This window comes from Vibrio sp. 2134-1, assembly GCF_033339495.1.
The window spans coordinates 105,322-122,562 of sequence record NZ_JAWOUS010000011.1 but is presented as its reverse complement, the minus strand read 5'-3'; the positions used below and the strand labels follow the sequence as shown (position 1 = coordinate 122,562).

The window sequence follows — 17,241 nt, the reverse complement described above, 5'->3', positions numbered from 1 at the left end:
TTTGTTGTGAAATCACGCGCACTTTCCAAGCGTACGCGTTAAAAAAATTTACTGCACAAATGTATCCAAAAACGCCTACTTTTCATAGCGCTTTTGTGGGCTATTTGCGTCTAAAGTAGCCAAGTAATCTAACTTTTCGCCGATTTTGGTCTCTAGACCACGATTTGTAGGCTGATAGTACCTACGATCGCCCATTTCAGGTGGCAAATATTGCTCACCCGCAGCGTAAGCGCCAGGCTCATCGTGAGCATAACGATAATCTGCACCGTAACCCATGTCTTTCATCAAACTGGTTGGTGCATTTCGAAGGTGATGCGGCACTTCATATTCAGGTAAGTTATGAGCGTCCGTGAGCGCTTGTTTCCACGCCACGTATACCGCATTACTTTTTGGCGCACACGCTAAGTACACGATCGCCTGTGCAATCGCACGTTCACCTTCTGCTGGACCAACGCGCGTAAAACAGTCCCACGCGGAGAGTGCCACTTGCATGGCTCTAGGGTCCGCATTGCCGACATCTTCCGATGCTATCGCAAGTAATCGACGGGCAATGTAAAGAGGATCACATCCCGCTGCAATCATACGTGCAGCCCAGTAAAGCGCCGCATCCGGGTTTGAACCACGAATGGATTTGTGGACCGCAGAGATTAAGTCGTACCAGATATCACCTTTGTTATCAAAGCGAGAGACTTTCTCCCCTGCTACTTCCGCAAGCAACTTAAGCGTGATCTCTTTTTCACCTTGCGCATTGTCTTCTGCCATGTCGTAGAGCAGCTCAAGATAATTGAGAGACATGCGAGCATCACCGTTTACCAGTTCTGCTAGGCGGTCTAATACGTTATCAGCGAAGTGTGCGGGTGTATTGCCCAAGCCACGCTCTTTGTCACTGATCGCTTGATTCAGCGCCAGTGAGATTTCATCTTTATCGAGAGACGTTAGCTTGTAGACACGTGCACGTGACAGCAATGCGTTGTTTAACTCAAACGATGGGTTTTCTGTCGTCGCACCAATAAAGGTAACCGTGCCATCTTCGATATGCGGCAAAAAAGCGTCTTGTTGAGATTTGTTGAAGCGATGCACCTCATCCACAAATAAGATGGTGCGGCGGCCCGCCATTTTGTTCTCACGTGCTTTCTCGATTGCAGCACGGATTTCTTTCACACCAGACGTTACGGCAGACACACGCTCTACTTCAGCATTGGCGTAGTTTGCAGCCACTTCCGCTAATGTCGTTTTGCCTGTGCCTGGTGGTCCCCAAAGGATCATAGAGTGAATGTGACCCGCCTCTAGCGCACGGCGCAGTGGCTTACCAGGGCCTAAAATGTGCTGCTGTCCAATATATTGCTCGATCGTTTCCGGTCTCATACGAGCAGCAAGGGGACGAAAATCTTCGTCCCCCGAGAAATCTAATGTGTAATTACTCACTACCAATTAATTCCTTTGGTCATCCACTTCCACACCTTTTGGAATTGTGAATGTGAATCTGTCTGCTTTTGGTTTACCCAGCTTCACGTTGTTAAAGGTGAACAAACCTTTTTGGCCGTCTTGCTCAACCACATTGAAGCCTTTCACCACACCTTTGGCATCAATATTAATCTGGAATTGACCTTGTGTGGAGTCTACTGCAGTAGGAATGAGAGTGAACTGGTCACCTTTTTGAGATATTTTGTAGTTATTCCAATCACTTGCTCGGTTACGCGTTAGCAAAACAAATGGCGTTTGCTCTGTTGCTTGCTCTTGCCAGTAGATGCTCACTTGCTCGATGAATGGGCTGTAGTACCACAATGTCTTACCGTCAGAGACCAATAGGTTCTCATCAGGGAATGTTGTACTCCAACGGAACAGGCTTGGACGGGCAATTTCAACCGTACCTTCTCCTTCCATCACCGTTTCGCCTTCAGGGCTGATAACCTGCTGAGAGAAATCTGCACTAAAGCCATCATTCATAGAAAGGCGTTTGTTTAATTCATCTTTAGGAGACGCTGCGTGTGCAGTAGAGAAGAGGGAAAAGCTTAAAACAAGCGCGGAGAAAAGTTTCGCTGAAAATAGTTTTTTCATTCAGATACCTATTATTAGAACCACTCACCTCAGTTGGACTGAGGTGAGTAACACAAGTTCATTAATCTTTTGGTGGCGCAGGTGCCAGTACTTCACGGTTACCGTTATGACCCGGAGCACTTACGATGCCCTGCGCTTCAAGCTGCTCTACAATACGGGCGGCACGGTTGTAACCTATCTTAAATCGGCGCTGAACACCGGAAACCGAACCTCGACGTGATTGAACCACGTGCTCAACAACTTGATCGAAGAGCGGGTCTACATCTTCATCCGCTTCCATTTGCTCACCTGGCAATAGACTTTCTGGAGTTTGATCTCCACTGATGATCTCTTCAATGTAGTTCGGTTTACCACGCGCTTTCCAGTTGTTTACAACAGCATGAACATCATCATCTGATGCAAATGCACCGTGAACACGAGTTGTATGACTTGACCCCGGCGGTAGATACAACATATCACCCATACCAAGTAGTGATTCTGCGCCGCCTTGATCTAGGATTGTACGAGAGTCCGTTTTAGTCGATACCGTAAACGCAACACGAGTTGGAATGTTCGCTTTAATTAGACCGGTAATAACATCAACCGATGGACGCTGAGTCGCAAGAATTAAGTGAATACCTGCCGCACGCGCTTTTTGCGCCAAGCGAGCAATCAGTTCTTCAACTTTCTTACCTACCACCATCATTAGGTCAGCAAATTCGTCAACAACAACGACGATGTAAGGCAGCTTTTCTAGCAATGGCGGTTCAGTATCCATGCTGTCGCCTTCTTGCCAGAACGGGTCATGAATTGGGTGGCCCGCTTCTGCTGCCATCTTCAATTTTTCGTTGAAGCCCTTCACATTACGTACACCTAATGCCGACATCAATTTGTAACGACGTTCCATCTCGCCCACACACCAACGTAGAGCATTTGATGCGTCTTTCATATCAGTCACAACTTCAGAAAGAAGATGAGGGATACCTTCATAAATAGAAAGCTCTAGCATTTTCGGGTCAATCATGATGAAGCGTACATCTTCTGGGCCTGCTTTATACAGCATGCTCAAAATCATCACGTTCACACCCACCGACTTACCAGAACCTGTTGTACCTGCTACTAGTACGTGTGGCATCTTCGCAAGATCTGCCACCACAGCTTCGCCCGCAATGTCTTGACCTAACACAACCGTTGTTGGTGACGTTGCTTGCTCAAACTGAGGGCTACTGATGACATCAGATAAATAGACCGTCTGACGACTCATGTTTGGCAGTTCCAAACCGATGTAAGGCTTGCCAGGGATTACTTCCACAACACGTACCGCCATCGCAGACAATGCACGCGCTAAGTCAGTTGAAAGACCAGAAATACGACTTACTTTCACCCCCGGCGCCAAATCAAGCTCAAAACGAGTGATCACTGGACCAGGATAAATACCAACCACATCGGCTTTGATTTTGTAGTCAGCGAGTTTGCTCTCTACCAATCGAGCGACCTGCTCTAACGCATCACGGTCGATAAAGTTTTCACGTTTTTCTGGATGATAAAGCAACTCGAGCGTTGGGAGTGGCTCTTCCGGAACTGGCAAATTTTCTTCTTTCTGTACCAAAAATGGGTTCTGTGTTGCAGCGACTTTGGCTTGTGCATTGGAAACCATATCTTGGAATGCGGTAACGTCTTGGTCGTTGTCTTGGACCTCTTCTACTTCCACTTTTTGAGGAGCAGGTTCAAATGTTGTTGAAGGTGTTGCTGCTTGCTGATGAGGCGTTGTTGGCTGTACTTGCTGCGCAGGCTGAGACTCCACTTCGTCTTCATCATCTAACACATCAAAGTCAGAGATCGTAGGCTCAATATGTTGGCTCGACTCTGTTTGCGCCGTGATGCTATCTAATACAGCAGAATCAATTGCAGGCTCTTCATGTACAGGATGCTCAATACTTGGCTGCTGTACTTGCTCTGCTTCAAATTGTTCGTACTCCGCATAATCTGGTTCAACACTGATCGGTTCTTCTGTAGCTGTATGTTGCTCTACATAGGAAGAGTAAGTGTCTGCAAATGATGGGGCTGCCTGTTCGTCAGTTCCCCAGTCATCTGCTTGTTGCGCCGCTGCTTCAAGCTCTTCTATCGTAACATTCAGTTGCTTGGTGCGTTCCAAGAGCGGATCAACGTTATCCGTGTTAACCGTATGGATAGGTTGTATTTGAGGCTCAGGTTCAGAATAGACTGGCGCAGCATTAACCGTAGCCTTGCGTTGTGGTGGCGTCGGTTCTACCATCGCCTGTTCCGCAGGCTTATCAGGTTTCGCTTGCGGCATATAAATAGGATACTCATGCGCTGGCGCCGGCTCTTTCGGTTCATCGACATCGTACGCCGTTAAATGAGGAAGCGGCTCATCATCAATTTCATGGTCTACATTATGTTTAGGCGTAGAGACTTTGTCTTCTACAAACTCATCAAGCTGAGGTTCTAAAACTTCCTGCTCTGAACCTCTTGCCTTATTTGCAAGCGCGGCAATTAGTGCTAACGCACGATCACCAAGCCATTCCACGATGTTAAGCCATGAGATGCCAGTGAAGAGCGTAAAGCCCGCTCCCCACAAGAACAGCAATACCAATGTGGTACCGAGTACATTCAATGTAGGTAAAGCGAGGCTAGACAACACATCCCCGACCACACCTCCGGATGAAAAATACCAAATGTCATCAAAATTAATATCGGCAAGACCGCAACTGGTCATAATAAGGACGACAAGACCGAGCAGCCTTGTACCCCATAGCATGAAATCAATTGGCTCATCTTCTCCTCGTTTACGGCAAATCACCCATGCAGCCGCCGCTAGCAAGAAAGGGATTGGGTAAGCGAGAGAGCCAAATGTGAAGAATAGAGTATCGGCTAGCCAAGCGCCGAAAAGGCCACCAGCATTATCGATATCCCCTCCCCATGCGGTTTGGGACCAAGAAGGATCGGCCGGACTGAAGGTAAATAGTGCAACCGCAAGCAATACCGAGCTAAGAACGCCAACGATAAAGCAGCACTCTTTTAAGCGTTGGAAGCCATTTAAGCGTGAAGACTGGGGCTCTTCACTGGTTTTGATAATGGTTTCGACTTTCTTTGCGTTCTCTTTGAACATAAATCAACTTGAATATGGAAATGAAATAGGAAATTGCAAAACATTCCGAGCGGCATCAAGCCGCTCGGTAAATTGATTTAACCATATCAAGGAGAAAAACCCAATTACTCTCTGGCGAAAGCGGAAGCATATACCGCTTTCTTTGCAAGAAATTAACGAGTTTTGATCACAAGCTGGTTAGATTGTTTCACTTCTTCCATAACAACGTATGTGCGAGTGTCATTTACGCCAGGTAGACGTAGTAACGTATCGCCCAATAGTCGGCGGTAAGCACCCATATCTGATACACGGGTTTTAAGAAGATAGTCAAAGTCACCTGAAACAAGATGACACTCTTGTATGTCGTCTAGCTTTTGAACAGCTGAGTTAAACTGCTCAAACACATCCGGCGCACCACGGTTTAGCGTAATCTCAACGAATACTAATAGTGATGCATCCAGGAACTGCGGATTCAATAATGCAGTATACCCTGTGATATAACCCTGACGCTCTAAGCGACGTACACGCTCCAAACATGGCGTTGGAGAAAGTCCCACACGTTTTGAAAGCTCAACGTTTGAAATACGACCGTCTTTCTGCAGCTCATTAAGAATGTTGCGGTCGATACGGTCTAGTTCCTTGGACGGCTTTTTATAGTTGTCTGCCATTTTTTATTCCACCTTATTACTTCCTTGCAAAAAAATATACTACAACTTTTTAATATTTGGTGCCAAATTTTACAAATCTATAACTATACTAGTTATTAATTCGACAATAACACCCTACTAACAGTTAATACAACCATTATAGAAAGAGGATACAGGATGATCATTGGCGTACCTAAGGAAATCAAGAATCACGAATATCGTGTTGGTATGATCCCAGCTAGCGTGAGAGAACTCATCTCACATGGTCACCAAGTTTTAGTTGAGACCAATGCAGGTGCCGGCATTGGTTTTTCAGACGATGATTACATCGCTGTCGGCGCATCCATTCTCCCTCATGCTGCTGACGTATTTGCGCAAGCAGACATGATTGTAAAAGTAAAAGAACCCCAAGCAGTAGAGAGAGCAATGCTCCGCGAAGGGCAAATTTTATTTACTTATTTACACCTAGCACCAGATTTTCCACAAACTGATGAGCTAATCAAGAGCAAAGCTGTCTGTATAGCCTATGAGACTGTAACAGATAATATGGGTCGTTTGCCACTGTTAGCACCAATGTCAGAAGTGGCAGGTCGGATGTCTATCCAAGCTGGCGCGCAAACGTTGGAAAAATCGCACGGCGGTCGTGGTCTGCTCCTAGGCGGCGTACCTGGTGTTGAACCTGCAAAAGTCGTTATCGTTGGTGGTGGCGTTGTTGGTGCAAACGCTGCTCGTATGGCGGTTGGCCTTCGCGCTGACGTCACCATTCTAGACCGTAACGTAGACACACTTCGTAAGCTTGACGAAGAATTCCAAGGTCGCGCAAAAGTGGTTTATTCTACTGAAGACGCTATCGAGAAGCATGTTCTAGAAGCAGACCTTGTTATCGGTGCCGTTCTAATTCCTGGCGCAGCAGCACCTAAACTGGTCACTAAAGAGCACATTGCTAAGATGAAGCCTGGTGCAGCAGTGGTTGACGTGGCAATTGACCAAGGCGGTTGTTTCGAAACTTCGCACGCGACAACGCACGCAGATCCAACTTACATCGTTGATGAAGTGGTTCACTACTGTGTAGCAAATATGCCTGGCGCAGTTGCTCGCACTTCAACATTTGCACTCAACAACGCTACACTTCCATACATCGTGAAGTTAGCAAATAAAGGCTACCGCGAAGCACTTCTAGAAGACAAAGGCTTCCTTGAAGGTCTAAACGTTATTCACGGAAAAGTAACGTGTAAAGAAGTAGCAGAAAGCTTTGACTTGGAATACGTTGAACCTACTCAAGCTATCGCTATGTTCAATTAATGACAAAATAAAACATAACTTGTCACGTTTTGTTTACAAAAGCCCACGCATAAGTGGGCTTTTTCATATAGAGCGTTTGGCTATAAAGAATAACTAAATCTTATATGCACAAATTAAAATATTTCTAGGCGTGACCGATTTAGGGCAAAACTCTGACAATCTAACACGGTAACCACGTTCTTCAAGATAAAGCACTTTATCTAATGCGAGCCAGATCTCCAACGGACGTTGAAAAACAAGTTGCACTAAGCTCATTCTCTCCATTTGCCAGAAGCGTTGTTCGCTTAACTTTTCAAAATGAGAGAAATCGATTTCTTGAGGAAGAACAATGCCTTTTTGCTCCGCTGCCCAGCGACATAAAGATTCAAAACCATCACTTAATTGCGACTTACGGATACTCGGCACAGGCTGATACTCTGCCATTCCCAAAGCTTGTCGCGTGATCAAATCAAACCCAAGACGAAACATCATTTCCTGCTGACGATGACGACGCACGCGCTCTCCTCCTGTCACCGTTTGTTGTAATGGGATACGCAGTTCTTGCTTAGACAATGAGAGAGAAGAAGCCCTGCCCGATTCCGACATCGGCTGGTATTGTTCCGACTGAATCAAGTGGTAACAACAAGGTGATATGGTCATCGCAGCAATCCCATTTTCACTGCCGTACTGCATTAGACGAACGTGAAGGTCACCGCATGCATGCAGTGCTACTGCGTGTTGCGTTGGCTTAAACACGGCTTTCGCTTTGCTATCAAACGCGTCGCCTTGAATAAACGTCATCTTCCAATGATGTTCATTGGCTGCTTGTTGCCCCGAATCGCACAGTGCTTGTTGGTATTCAAAGCTGGTTACAGGCTGATCGGTTTGCGTTGTCAGGATTCGCCCCAAGTAACCTTTACCTGAGCACCATTCTAGCCATTCTTCGCCACAGTGTTGTTGAATTGCAGCTTCACCCATCGAGCTAATTTGCTCCAACTTACGTCCCGGAATACCGTTATCTAAACCACGAGCGAGTTCCAAGCCGTTTAACGACAAAAGCTCTAAATGAGTCAGTTCTGCGAGTTGTTCAAGCTCAGGCAAAAACGGACTAAGTGCTTTTAACGCGAGTTCTGGTGCTGCTTTGTATTCTTCGATTTGAGAGGGAGTAAGAGACGCTAGCCATTGGCACAGTCGAGGATGTTGCTCCTGCCAAGGTAATGATGTGTGAATGCTGCTTTTAAAAGGCTCGAATCGCCACAAAGATTGGTTTTCGATTAAGCAGTCATTAATAAACTGAAATTGCGTTTTCATAGCTCCCCCTACAACGAGCGCATTGTAGAGGGAATCGAAACATCAATGAAGTGTTATCTCACCGGAAGCTCGATGTCTTTAAACATCTCTTCGATTTCTGCATTAGACTTCAACGAAATCGCCTGCTCAACCACTGGACGCGTTAAGTGCGGTGCAAAACGCTCCATAAAATCGAACATGTAAGAGCGTAAGAATGTACCACGGCGGAAGCCGATGCTCGTGGTGCTCGCGCCAAACAAATGGCTCGCATCTATTGCAACCAAGTCACCGTCCTGCTCTTCATCCACAGCCATGCTTGCAATCACACCCACACCAATACCCATACGAACGTAAGTTTTAATGACGTCTGCATCAGTTGCCGTGAACACCACTCGCGGGGTTAAACCTTCGCGGTTGAATGCTGTATCCAGCTCTGAACGACCAGTAAAACCGAACACGTAAGTGACTAATGGGTAAGCGGCAAGATCACTGATCGTTACTTTGTCTTTCTTCGCTAGTGGGTGGTCTTTAGGCACAACTATTGAACGATTCCAGTGATAACAAGGCAGCATGATGGCATCTTGATATAAGTGAAGCGCTTCTGTCGCAATCGCAAAATTCGCTGTGCCTTTAGCTATCGCCTCAGACATTTGTGACGGTGTACCTTGGTGCATGTGTAACGACACTTTTGGATAACGAGAAGTAAAACCTTTGATGACATCTGGCAGTGCATAACGAGCCTGCGTATGTGTCGTGGTGATATTCAGCGTCCCCATTTCTGGATGGGTGTGCTCTCCAGCCACCGCTTTGATACTTTCTACACGAGCGAGAATTTCTTGCGAGATACGTACAATTTCTTCACCAGCTGGCGTCACTTGCGTTAAGTGCTTACCGCTACGTTCAAAAATCTGAATGCCTAACTCATCTTCCAGCAACCGAACCTGTTTACTGATACCTGGCTGAGAGGTATATAAGCTTTCCGCCGTTGCAGATACATTCAGATTATGGTTTACAACCTCAACAATATACTTCAGCTGCTGCAGTTTCATCGTAATCCCTTACTTATTCATGAGAGAGTTTATTGGCCACTCAAGCGAGCGATATAATAATTAGTTATAACGCGTTCAAATCGAAATGAACAGCAATTTCTAACTTATACCTCAATCACATACTAATAATCTTCAAGCAAGAAACAATATGCACAAAGTTGAGCCAATAAATGACCGAAGTTCTATGATGTGACTTCTATCAGTAACTAAAACGTGGGAGAGACAAAATAATCAAACAAATAAGGTGCCGAGTAAGATAAGATTCATGTATTCTTTAACGCTAGCCGCAGAAAAGTAAAGCAGACGCAAAGATATGAATATTGGTTTAATAATCGCTTTGGTAGCCATCCTACTGGTGTTAATCCTAGGCTATAACATTATGTTGCAATATAAGGTTAAAGTTGAAACCGCAAAAAGGCAGGAATCAGCGCGATATGTAGCCTTGATAGATGGTACTGAAGAGTTGATTGGTCATGCGCACCATATCCCTTTTAGTAAAGAGCTGTTGCTGTGTCTAAACAATCGTATTCTTGACGCGCTAGAGAGCATGCATGAGCTGGACCCGAAGAACAAGCAACTTGCTCAACGTATCGAAAATATGAAGCAGCAGATTACGCAGCTAAAAGAGAATGGTCCTACTGGCGAGAGTACCACTTTCAAGATGCCGAGTAGTGACAAACAAGCTATCGTCATGCTTAAGCTGGTTAAACGACTTCGCGACACTATCCGTAACGAGCACAACAAAGGCCGATTGGATACCCAGACTTACGTCACTGAAAATGCGCGCTTGGAAACGATGCAAATTCGCATCAACATTGAAAATGTCATCAAAAGAGCAAATGACTCTATCGCTCGTGGTCAACCAGGCACCGCACTTCAACTGCTGCGTAAAGGTATCGATGCTTTGAGCACTAAGAGCGATCCTTATTCTATTCAAGCGAAACAAAAGCTTGAAGAGATGTTAGGTGACTTAGATAAAAAGCGCCAAGATAAAAGCGATGCCGAAATGCAGCAGATTGCTGACAAAGAGCGTGACAATGACATGGAAGCTCTCTTCGGCGAGAAGAAAAAGTGGTAACATTCACTTCAGGTCAAAAAAGGCTGCAATTGCAGCCTTTTTTCTATCCGCAAGACAACGGATATGCCCAATAAAAATGTGAAGTACTAAAACTAAAATGATGAATCTAGACGCCTATCAAGATCTTCTTGCTCCCATTAACCAATTTCTGCAATGCAGTACACCTGATGAATGGGTAGAGGAAGCAAAGAAACCAGAGAACCTTCAAACCATTTTGTTAGACCACCTACTGTGCGAACTAAAAGCAGGCCAATCTGCCATGTTTTTAATTCGTAAGTATGCCGTTGACCAATCCAGTTCACATGCTCTACTTGACTGGTTTAAGCCCTACGAAGATTTTGCTTACCGTAACGTAGGCTCATTGGAAACTTTAAAAGGCAAGAGCAATATTTCTAAGTCAATCATGGCTAAGTCCGACTCACCATACAGCCAAGATTTGATCGATAAGATGGTGCTTTTGATAAAAGAGGAGTTACACCACTTTTATCAAGTTTTAGAGATCATGGAAAGTCGTGGAATTGAGTATAAAAATATTCCAGCAAGTCGCTATGCTAAAGGACTGATTTCGCATATGAAGACTCATGAGCCAGAAACGCTGATCGATAAACTCATCATTGGTGCGTACATCGAAGCCCGATCTTGTGAGCGTTTTGCCAAACTAGCACCACATATGGATGACGATATCGCAAAGTTCTACATTTCTTTATTACGTTCTGAAGCACGCCATTACCAGGATTATCTTGTATTAGCGGAGCAAATCGCAGGCAAAGATATCAGCGAGCGCATCGCCTACTTTGGACGTATAGAGGCAGATTTAATTTCTACGCCAGATACAGATTTTAAGTTTCACAGTGGTATTCCAGCCTAGCGAGCATATTCTCCCAAGGTTGAGCATACTCTGAACTTATATAGACAGAGAATAAATAAGCCGGACATTTCGTCCGGCTTATTTATTGTAGCAATGAGGTTAGGAATAAAGCTGAAACACAACAGCTAGAGCTGGAATGAACCCATTCGAGTTTTCAAGTTGTGCGCTAGGCTACTAATCTGCTGACAAGCCACAGCCGTTTGTGAAGCTCCCTCAGCCATCTCTGTTGAAGCACTATTAATATGCTCCACACTGCGATTCAGCTCTTCGGATACAGAATTCTGCTCACTGCACGCCGTTGCGATTTGTGTGCTCATTTGCGCTATGTTATCGACAGAATGTTCAATTTCTTTTATCTGGCTATCAGCATCATTAACTTGCTCAACACACTGAGAAATACCCTCCTGACAATCACGGCTTGAATGCCCTATTTTACTGCTGCTCTCTTGTAGCTGATTAACAATTTCCACAATTTGTGAAGTGGAGTCTTGAGTGCGTTGCGCCAGAGAACGAACCTCATCTGCCACAACAGCAAACCCACGTCCTTGTTCACCAGCCCGAGCGGCTTCAATTGCGGCGTTCAGTGCTAACAAGTTTGTTTGCTCCGCAATCCCGCGGATCACATCGACGACCACATTGATATTGTTTGAGCTCGATTCAAGCTCACGTGCCAGTTCATCTGATTCTTGGATCGTATGTGATACACGCTCAATTACTGCGATAGTTTGTTGTAACGTCACCGTTCCTTGCTTTGCCACTTCCGCAGCCGAATAAGCAGAGGTTGCGCCAACTTCGGTACTTTGTGCCACTTCACTTACAGCAGCTTGCATTTCTGTCATCGCAGAAGCCACCGAGCTAAGTTCAATTTGTTGATTTTGCATACCAGAAGCGGTCTGAGAAGAAATAGCACTCACTTCCTCTACTGCTGCCGTTAGCTGAATCGTTGAGTCATTAATCTCAGAAACCAACAAATGTAAGTTTGTTTGCATACCGACAAGCTCTTTGAGCAGCGTTCCTAACTCGTCTTTGCTCAATTCGCTTTCGTCGATTTGATTATTCAATTGACCCTTGGCGATTTTGGAAGCGAATTCCAGTGCTCGATCAACAGGCCCGCAGATGACTCGAGAAAGCAACATGGCAGACATTACCATGACCAATGCGACGACAAGCGCACCAACAGCAGCGCTGTATTGTGTAAATGCCGCTTCACTTTGTACTTCTTCGCCAATCAAATTCACCAACTCATCGTTCAACGCGAGGGTATCATCCAAGCTGCTCAACGCTTTTGAGTAGGTATCGAAACTTGATAAAATTACATCATTTGCACTTTCAGCATCGCCTTGGCTTAGCAATACGTTGTAAGTCTTCGTTTCTTTGATGTATTGATTCCAAGTTTCTTTAAAAACGCTAAAGGACTGCGTTTCACGCTTATTAAGGTCGAGCTTTTCGTATTCTGCAATACCAGCCTGCACATCAGAACGCCATTGGTCGAGGCCTTTTAACCACTCACCAATTTTGGGGTGATTTGCGTTTGGCAATAAAGAGAACTCATCTTTACGCACTTTAGTAATATCAACTTGGATACCTTTCAAAATCGCAACAGAAGGTAAACTTTTATCTGTTAACACTGAGATGTCTTTATTCAGTGTTAACAAACCTTGCACCAACATTACTGACACTAAACCAAACACGGCAAAAACGGTTAAATAACTAACCGATATTTTCTTTACGACACTTAAGTCTTTAATACGCATGCACTTTCTCCCCGCAGCCTTTCCAAACCTCTCACTTAAGTGAAAGCTTAACCTCTAAAACACACTGTTTTTTGCGCTCGATATCATTGAACGCTCTTATATACATCGGCTTGAGAGATCAAATCTTGACCAGTAATTGATAGTTTTATCACATGCTATTTTAGAGATAGGCTCGTATGCTCCGTATTGTGTCTACATCTTTTCATGAGCGCTTCTCGGCGCAGATCCAAGATCTCATCGATGAGCTTTTCTTTCGCGTTTATCCCAAAATGCTGGGCATAATTTTTTACTTTTGCTATCTCATTAGGCTGCAAGCGGTACACCTCTTTCTTTAAACGCGCTTCTGCTTCACTTCTAATCAGACCTTGCTCTTGTAACAATTTAATGATGGTTTCATCGGTTGGATTTACTGCTCTAGCCATGGTGCTCCATCTATCAATTTGAGTTCTAGCCATATGGCTAGATGAATGACGCCGCACAACTTATAGAGCAAAGATGACAGCTTGATTGCAGTGAATGCAATTCGTTGACTGTTGGTATTATTTTCCACCGCTTCAACGGCAACACACTCAATACCTCCACCCTCACCATTGAATAAAGATCACATTCTGATAACAATTTTCAGCACTGACTTAGATGTCATCCATATTTAACGTGCAAGTAACATTTATAAACAAGAATGATTACTCTAGTTCAAATGATGGAAAAATAAGATGAAATTTTCGCAGTGGAGCCTTTTATTAAGTAGCTTGATAGCGTTACCCAGCATTGCAGATACCGACGTTTACCTAACGAATAACTCTGATCAACCGTTAACTATTCAAGTAAAACATGAAGGCAGCGATTTGCTTCAATACGGAGACGAGTGGCAACAACATGTGCAGGTACTTGGTCCGTGGGAAACTAAATCTGTATTAAGCTTCAACCGCTGGGAGGGCGTGAAATCAAATCAAACTTACCGTTTTGAAACTGTGGTTTCTAGCCCCGAAGGTGAAAGCATAACACTCAATCAAATAATGGAAGGCCATTGGTACAATTCGACCATTGAATACGGCTTATCCGCAGCCGATGTCGAGTTATCTCTCAAAGATGATCGTAACATTCATCGTGCCAACACTAACGCTTTTGGTACGAGAGAAACCGAACTGGCATTTAAGTCAGACAGTACCGCTCGATATGATGATCTTTACTACACCATCACGCCAAGCAAGGTAGCGGAGTCTGTCGACAACGAAGAACAAAACCTTAAGTTGATGACTTATAACATCTGGGCGTTGACGGCTATTGCATCGCACATTGGAGATCGTTACGAACTGATTCCTCAACATGTAAAAGGTTACGATGTTTTGGCGCTGCAAGAGGTGTTTGCCAGCGGCCGTGAAGCATTCTTACGTGAGTTAGCCAAGGAATATCCTTACCAAACAAAGATGTTAGATAAAGAAGGCGTTAATATTCATGATGGTGGCGTAATCATAGTTAGTCGCTACCCTATCGTGAATGAAGCGCAATATGTCTTTCCCGATTGCTCTGGTACAGACTGCTTTGCCGATAAAGGCGTAAATTATGCGGAAATAATTAAAGGTGGTCAGGCTTACCATGTGTTTGCTACCCATACCGCATCTTTCGATACAGACACCGCCCGTGAGTATCGTCAGCGCCAGTTCAAACAAATCCGCGCACTCGCCCAATCTCTTGACATTCCTTCAAGCGAAACTGTGGTATACAGCGGCGACTTTAACGTAAACAAAAGAAAGTTCCCTGGTGACTACCAACAAATGATCGCTAACTTAAGTGCCATAGAGCCTCACTACTCTGGTTACACGGAGTCAACCTTTGATCCCCGTATCAATAACTTCGCAGGTGAAGCGTTATCAGGTGGCGAAAACGTGGAATACCTTGACTATGTTATGGTGAGTAGTGAATACGGGGTGAAATCATTCAATGACAACCGTGTAGACGTGCCGCGCACAACCGTAGAGAGTTTATGGAAACACTACAACCTTTCTGACCATTTCCCAGTAAGCGCAACAATCAAGCCATGAAGAAAATCGCTTTGATAATCATGTCCGCCATTATGGCGGGCATGATATTTTTAACTTTCAGTCACGATGTTCAAAAAGAAGAGCTCGCTTCCTCTCCTTCCCCTAAGACAAAAAATCAGAATGTCTCCAGTACATCACCACAAACAAGCAGCTTCGTGCCCGATACGGATACTTCACCACAAACAGCTAACCTCCCTTCCACAGTTCAAATAACGACTGAGCGATTAACTCAACTCAAAGGCAGGAAACTTGTCGCTGAACTTGAGACGTTTTGGCATGAGTGTATGTTGAACCGTAGTTGTGAAGAGCAGATCGCCTTGTTTGAGGCGCATTTATCTTTAGCTCGATTCCAGCTTTTGGCGAACTACCCTCAGCTCAGCAGCCAATGGCAAGAGAGTGTAGGAAATTTGTTATTTGATGAGCAGCAATCACTGGCGTCGCGTATTGCACAGCTGAAGAACGAAGCAAGACGCATCTGGGGAGAATTGGCTGATGTTGTTTTCGCGGATGAGTTCGCGCTGTACGATTTCAACTTAGAAGCCCAAAAGCTGGACACTCAAAGCCCAGATAACTTTTTGCGATCTTTCGAGCAACTCACCATTGACTGGCAAGAACATGCAGATGCTATCGGGCTAACAAGCGACCAGGAAAAATATGAGCGTGCAGTCGCCCTGATACCCAATAGCATGAGCTTTCCAGATCGCCAAACTATCATCGCAGAGCTGCAAAAAACTTACTTAACGAAGGACGAAAGCGAAGAGATTCACGCTCGTGAGCAACAAATTGCTGAGCAAAAAGAGCAAGTCAGAGGTTACCAACAAGCATTGCAACAACTTGAGTCCAGGCTCAGAAAAGAGAGAGCCACAAGCCATTCAAATTTGTCAGAACCGGAATGGCAAAGCTATTACCAACAAGAAGTCGCGGATTTTCGTCGTGAATTTTTTTCTTCTTAACAATGCGCTTTGACTGACTGGGAACTTAAAAAGGCACGTTGCTAACCAGCCGTCGTGCCTTATGTTCAACTCTCTACTTTTAATTCAGAATAAATTTAAACCAAATACATCTTTCACATCAAATAGCACTTTTTCGGTTTTCTCGCGAGAACGCTCACTACCTTGTTTTAAAATATCAATCAGCTGCGCTTTATCATTCAAATACATAGCGCGCTTTTCTCGAATAGGGCGAAGCATTTCTTGTAAGCATTCTTCTAACACTTTCTTGGTCAAACCATCACCTAATCCACCTCGTCGATAATGGTCTTTTAGCTGTTCGACATAATTTTTATCAGGATGAAAAGCATCGAGGTAGATGAATACAATATTCCCTTCGACTTGGCCAGGGTCCTCAATTTTCAGATGATTGGGATCGGTATACATAGATTTCACTGCCGCGGAAATCTCCTTTTCGGAGGCGCCTAAGTTGATTGCGTTCCCCATGCTTTTAGACATCTTATTTTTACCGTCAGTACTCGGCAAACGAGGTGCATCGCTAAGTAATGGACGGCATTCTCTAAGAACCTCTTTTCCACCCAAATGGTTTATTTTTCTCACGATTTCATTAGTTTGCTCTAACATCGGCAGTTGGTCATCACCCACTGGTACTAGCGTCGCATGAAACCCCGTAATATCAGCAGCTTGAGAAATTGGATACGTTAAAAAGCCTGCGGGAATAGAGCGTTCAAAACCTTTACTCTGAATCTCATTTTTAACCGTAGGGTTTCTCTCTAATCGTGCGATAGAAACAAGATTACTGTAATACATTGTCAACTCGGCTAACGCTGGAATTTGAGACTGCAACGTGATCGTAGTTTGAGCGGGGTTGATACCAACAGCCAAATAATCTGCAACGACATTGAGAATATTAGAGAATACCTTTGATGGGTTATGCGCGTTATCCGTCAGCCCTTGCATGTCCGCAACCAAGATCGTTTGCTCGTGCTCCGTTTGCAATTTGACTCGTTGTTGCAATGAACCAATATAGTGCCCGAGGTGTAATGGACCTGTTGCTCGATCTCCGGTAAGTATAATTTCACGCTGAGATGTATTTTTATGGCTATTCATATTTGTCTCCAAGTATTTAATAGATC

At 44.6% G+C, this 17,241-nt stretch carries 14 protein-coding genes; 5 read left to right on the top strand and 9 right to left on the bottom strand.

All coding sequences use genetic code 11. The annotated features are described in order from the left end of the window. Positions 1-75 precede the first annotated feature (75 nt). The 4 genes from R7R78_RS13905 to lrp form a co-directional block, all read right to left on the bottom strand. Complete coding sequence (locus tag R7R78_RS13905; RefSeq protein WP_242531367.1) at positions 76-1,431, bottom strand: replication-associated recombination protein A; 1,356 nt, start codon at positions 1,429-1,431, stop codon at positions 76-78. Then, positions 1,432-2,058: an outer membrane lipoprotein chaperone LolA gene (lolA, locus tag R7R78_RS13900; protein WP_005388103.1), complete on the bottom strand. Its 627-nt coding sequence runs from the start codon at positions 2,056-2,058 to the stop codon at positions 1,432-1,434. It lies immediately after the preceding gene. 61 nt (positions 2,059-2,119) lie between these two features. Beyond that, positions 2,120-5,167, bottom strand: coding sequence for a DNA translocase FtsK 4TM domain-containing protein (locus R7R78_RS13895; protein ID WP_225473801.1), 3,048 nt, complete (start codon positions 5,165-5,167; stop codon positions 2,120-2,122). Positions 5,168-5,319: 152 nt separating this feature from the next. Further along, positions 5,320-5,814, bottom strand: a complete 495-nt coding sequence (gene lrp / locus R7R78_RS13890) for a leucine-responsive transcriptional regulator Lrp (protein WP_005378234.1) — start codon at positions 5,812-5,814, stop codon at positions 5,320-5,322. A 156-nt stretch (positions 5,815-5,970) separates the two neighbouring features. Between lrp and ald the strand changes: the two genes are divergently transcribed. After that, entirely contained in the window at positions 5,971-7,095 is a 1,125-nt protein-coding gene (gene ald / locus R7R78_RS13885; protein ID WP_005378241.1) for an alanine dehydrogenase, read from the top strand. Positions 7,096-7,188: 93 nt separating this feature from the next. Here the strand turns inward: ald and R7R78_RS13880 are convergent, their stop codons facing one another. After that, positions 7,189-8,385, bottom strand: coding sequence for a methyltransferase (locus tag R7R78_RS13880; RefSeq protein ID WP_054702685.1), 1,197 nt, complete (start codon positions 8,383-8,385; stop codon positions 7,189-7,191). Positions 8,386-8,438: 53 nt separating this feature from the next. Next, positions 8,439-9,413: an HTH-type transcriptional regulator CysB gene (cysB, locus tag R7R78_RS13875; protein WP_005388967.1), complete on the bottom strand. Its 975-nt coding sequence runs from the start codon at positions 9,411-9,413 to the stop codon at positions 8,439-8,441. 313 nt (positions 9,414-9,726) lie between these two features. Between cysB and R7R78_RS13870 the strand changes: the two genes are divergently transcribed. Both R7R78_RS13870 and miaE read left to right on the top strand, forming a co-directional pair. Further along, positions 9,727-10,491: a hypothetical protein gene (locus R7R78_RS13870; RefSeq protein ID WP_005378247.1), complete on the top strand. Its 765-nt coding sequence runs from the start codon at positions 9,727-9,729 to the stop codon at positions 10,489-10,491. Between the two features lie 97 nt (positions 10,492-10,588). After that, complete coding sequence (miaE, locus tag R7R78_RS13865) at positions 10,589-11,359, top strand: tRNA isopentenyl-2-thiomethyl-A-37 hydroxylase MiaE (RefSeq protein ID WP_005388968.1); 771 nt, start codon at positions 10,589-10,591, stop codon at positions 11,357-11,359. A gap of 125 nt (positions 11,360-11,484) precedes the next feature. Here the strand turns inward: miaE and R7R78_RS13860 are convergent, their stop codons facing one another. After that, positions 11,485-13,113 (bottom strand): methyl-accepting chemotaxis protein, encoded by a 1,629-nt coding sequence (locus tag R7R78_RS13860; protein WP_225473799.1) that lies wholly within the window; start codon positions 13,111-13,113, stop codon positions 11,485-11,487. Positions 13,114-13,268: 155 nt separating this feature from the next. Further along, positions 13,269-13,535, bottom strand: a complete 267-nt coding sequence (locus tag R7R78_RS13855) for a hypothetical protein (RefSeq protein WP_005388970.1) — start codon at positions 13,533-13,535, stop codon at positions 13,269-13,271. A 291-nt stretch (positions 13,536-13,826) separates the two neighbouring features. Here R7R78_RS13855 and R7R78_RS13850 point away from each other — a divergent pair, with 291 nt between their 5' ends. Together R7R78_RS13850 and R7R78_RS13845 are read left to right on the top strand one after the other, a co-directional pair. Next, a complete protein-coding gene (locus R7R78_RS13850) occupies positions 13,827-15,155 on the top strand; it encodes a sphingomyelin phosphodiesterase (RefSeq protein WP_225473797.1) in 1,329 nt (442 codons plus the stop codon). Further along, on the top strand, positions 15,152-16,108 hold the full coding sequence (locus tag R7R78_RS13845) for an ATP-dependent dsDNA exonuclease (protein WP_225473795.1): 957 nt from the start codon (positions 15,152-15,154) through the stop codon (positions 16,106-16,108). The genes R7R78_RS13850 and R7R78_RS13845 overlap by 4 nt, the downstream gene beginning before the upstream one ends. A gap of 84 nt (positions 16,109-16,192) precedes the next feature. Here R7R78_RS13845 and trpS read toward each other — a convergent pair whose 3' ends face one another. Continuing rightward, positions 16,193-17,215 carry a tryptophan--tRNA ligase gene (gene trpS / locus R7R78_RS13840; RefSeq protein ID WP_115385859.1) on the bottom strand — a complete coding sequence of 341 codons (1,023 nt, stop codon included), beginning with the start codon at positions 17,213-17,215 and terminating at the stop codon, positions 16,193-16,195. Between the last annotated feature and the right edge of the window lie 26 nt (positions 17,216-17,241).

Bases quoted from the DNA above. Each gene is read 5' to 3' on its own strand.
- miaE (WP_005388968.1), top strand. From the start codon at position 10,589: ATGATGAATCTAGACGCCTATCAAGATCTTCTTGCTCCCATTAACCAA.
- R7R78_RS13895 (WP_225473801.1), bottom strand. From the start codon at position 5,167: ATGTTCAAAGAGAACGCAAAGAAAGTCGAAACCATTATCAAAACCAGT.
- R7R78_RS13860 (WP_225473799.1), bottom strand. From the start codon at position 13,113: ATGCGTATTAAAGACTTAAGTGTCGTAAAGAAAATATCGGTTAGTTAT.
- R7R78_RS13845 (WP_225473795.1), top strand. From the start codon at position 15,152: ATGAAGAAAATCGCTTTGATAATCATGTCCGCCATTATGGCGGGCATG.
- cysB (WP_005388967.1), bottom strand. From the start codon at position 9,413: ATGAAACTGCAGCAGCTGAAGTATATTGTTGAGGTTGTAAACCATAAT.
- R7R78_RS13855 (WP_005388970.1), bottom strand. From the start codon at position 13,535: ATGGCTAGAGCAGTAAATCCAACCGATGAAACCATCATTAAATTGTTA.
- lrp (WP_005378234.1), bottom strand. From the start codon at position 5,814: ATGGCAGACAACTATAAAAAGCCGTCCAAGGAACTAGACCGTATCGAC.
- R7R78_RS13880 (WP_054702685.1), bottom strand. From the start codon at position 8,385: ATGAAAACGCAATTTCAGTTTATTAATGACTGCTTAATCGAAAACCAA.
- R7R78_RS13870 (WP_005378247.1), top strand. From the start codon at position 9,727: ATGAATATTGGTTTAATAATCGCTTTGGTAGCCATCCTACTGGTGTTA.
- trpS (WP_115385859.1), bottom strand. From the start codon at position 17,215: ATGAATAGCCATAAAAATACATCTCAGCGTGAAATTATACTTACCGGA.
- R7R78_RS13850 (WP_225473797.1), top strand. From the start codon at position 13,827: ATGAAATTTTCGCAGTGGAGCCTTTTATTAAGTAGCTTGATAGCGTTA.
- lolA (WP_005388103.1), bottom strand. From the start codon at position 2,058: ATGAAAAAACTATTTTCAGCGAAACTTTTCTCCGCGCTTGTTTTAAGC.
- ald (WP_005378241.1), top strand. From the start codon at position 5,971: ATGATCATTGGCGTACCTAAGGAAATCAAGAATCACGAATATCGTGTT.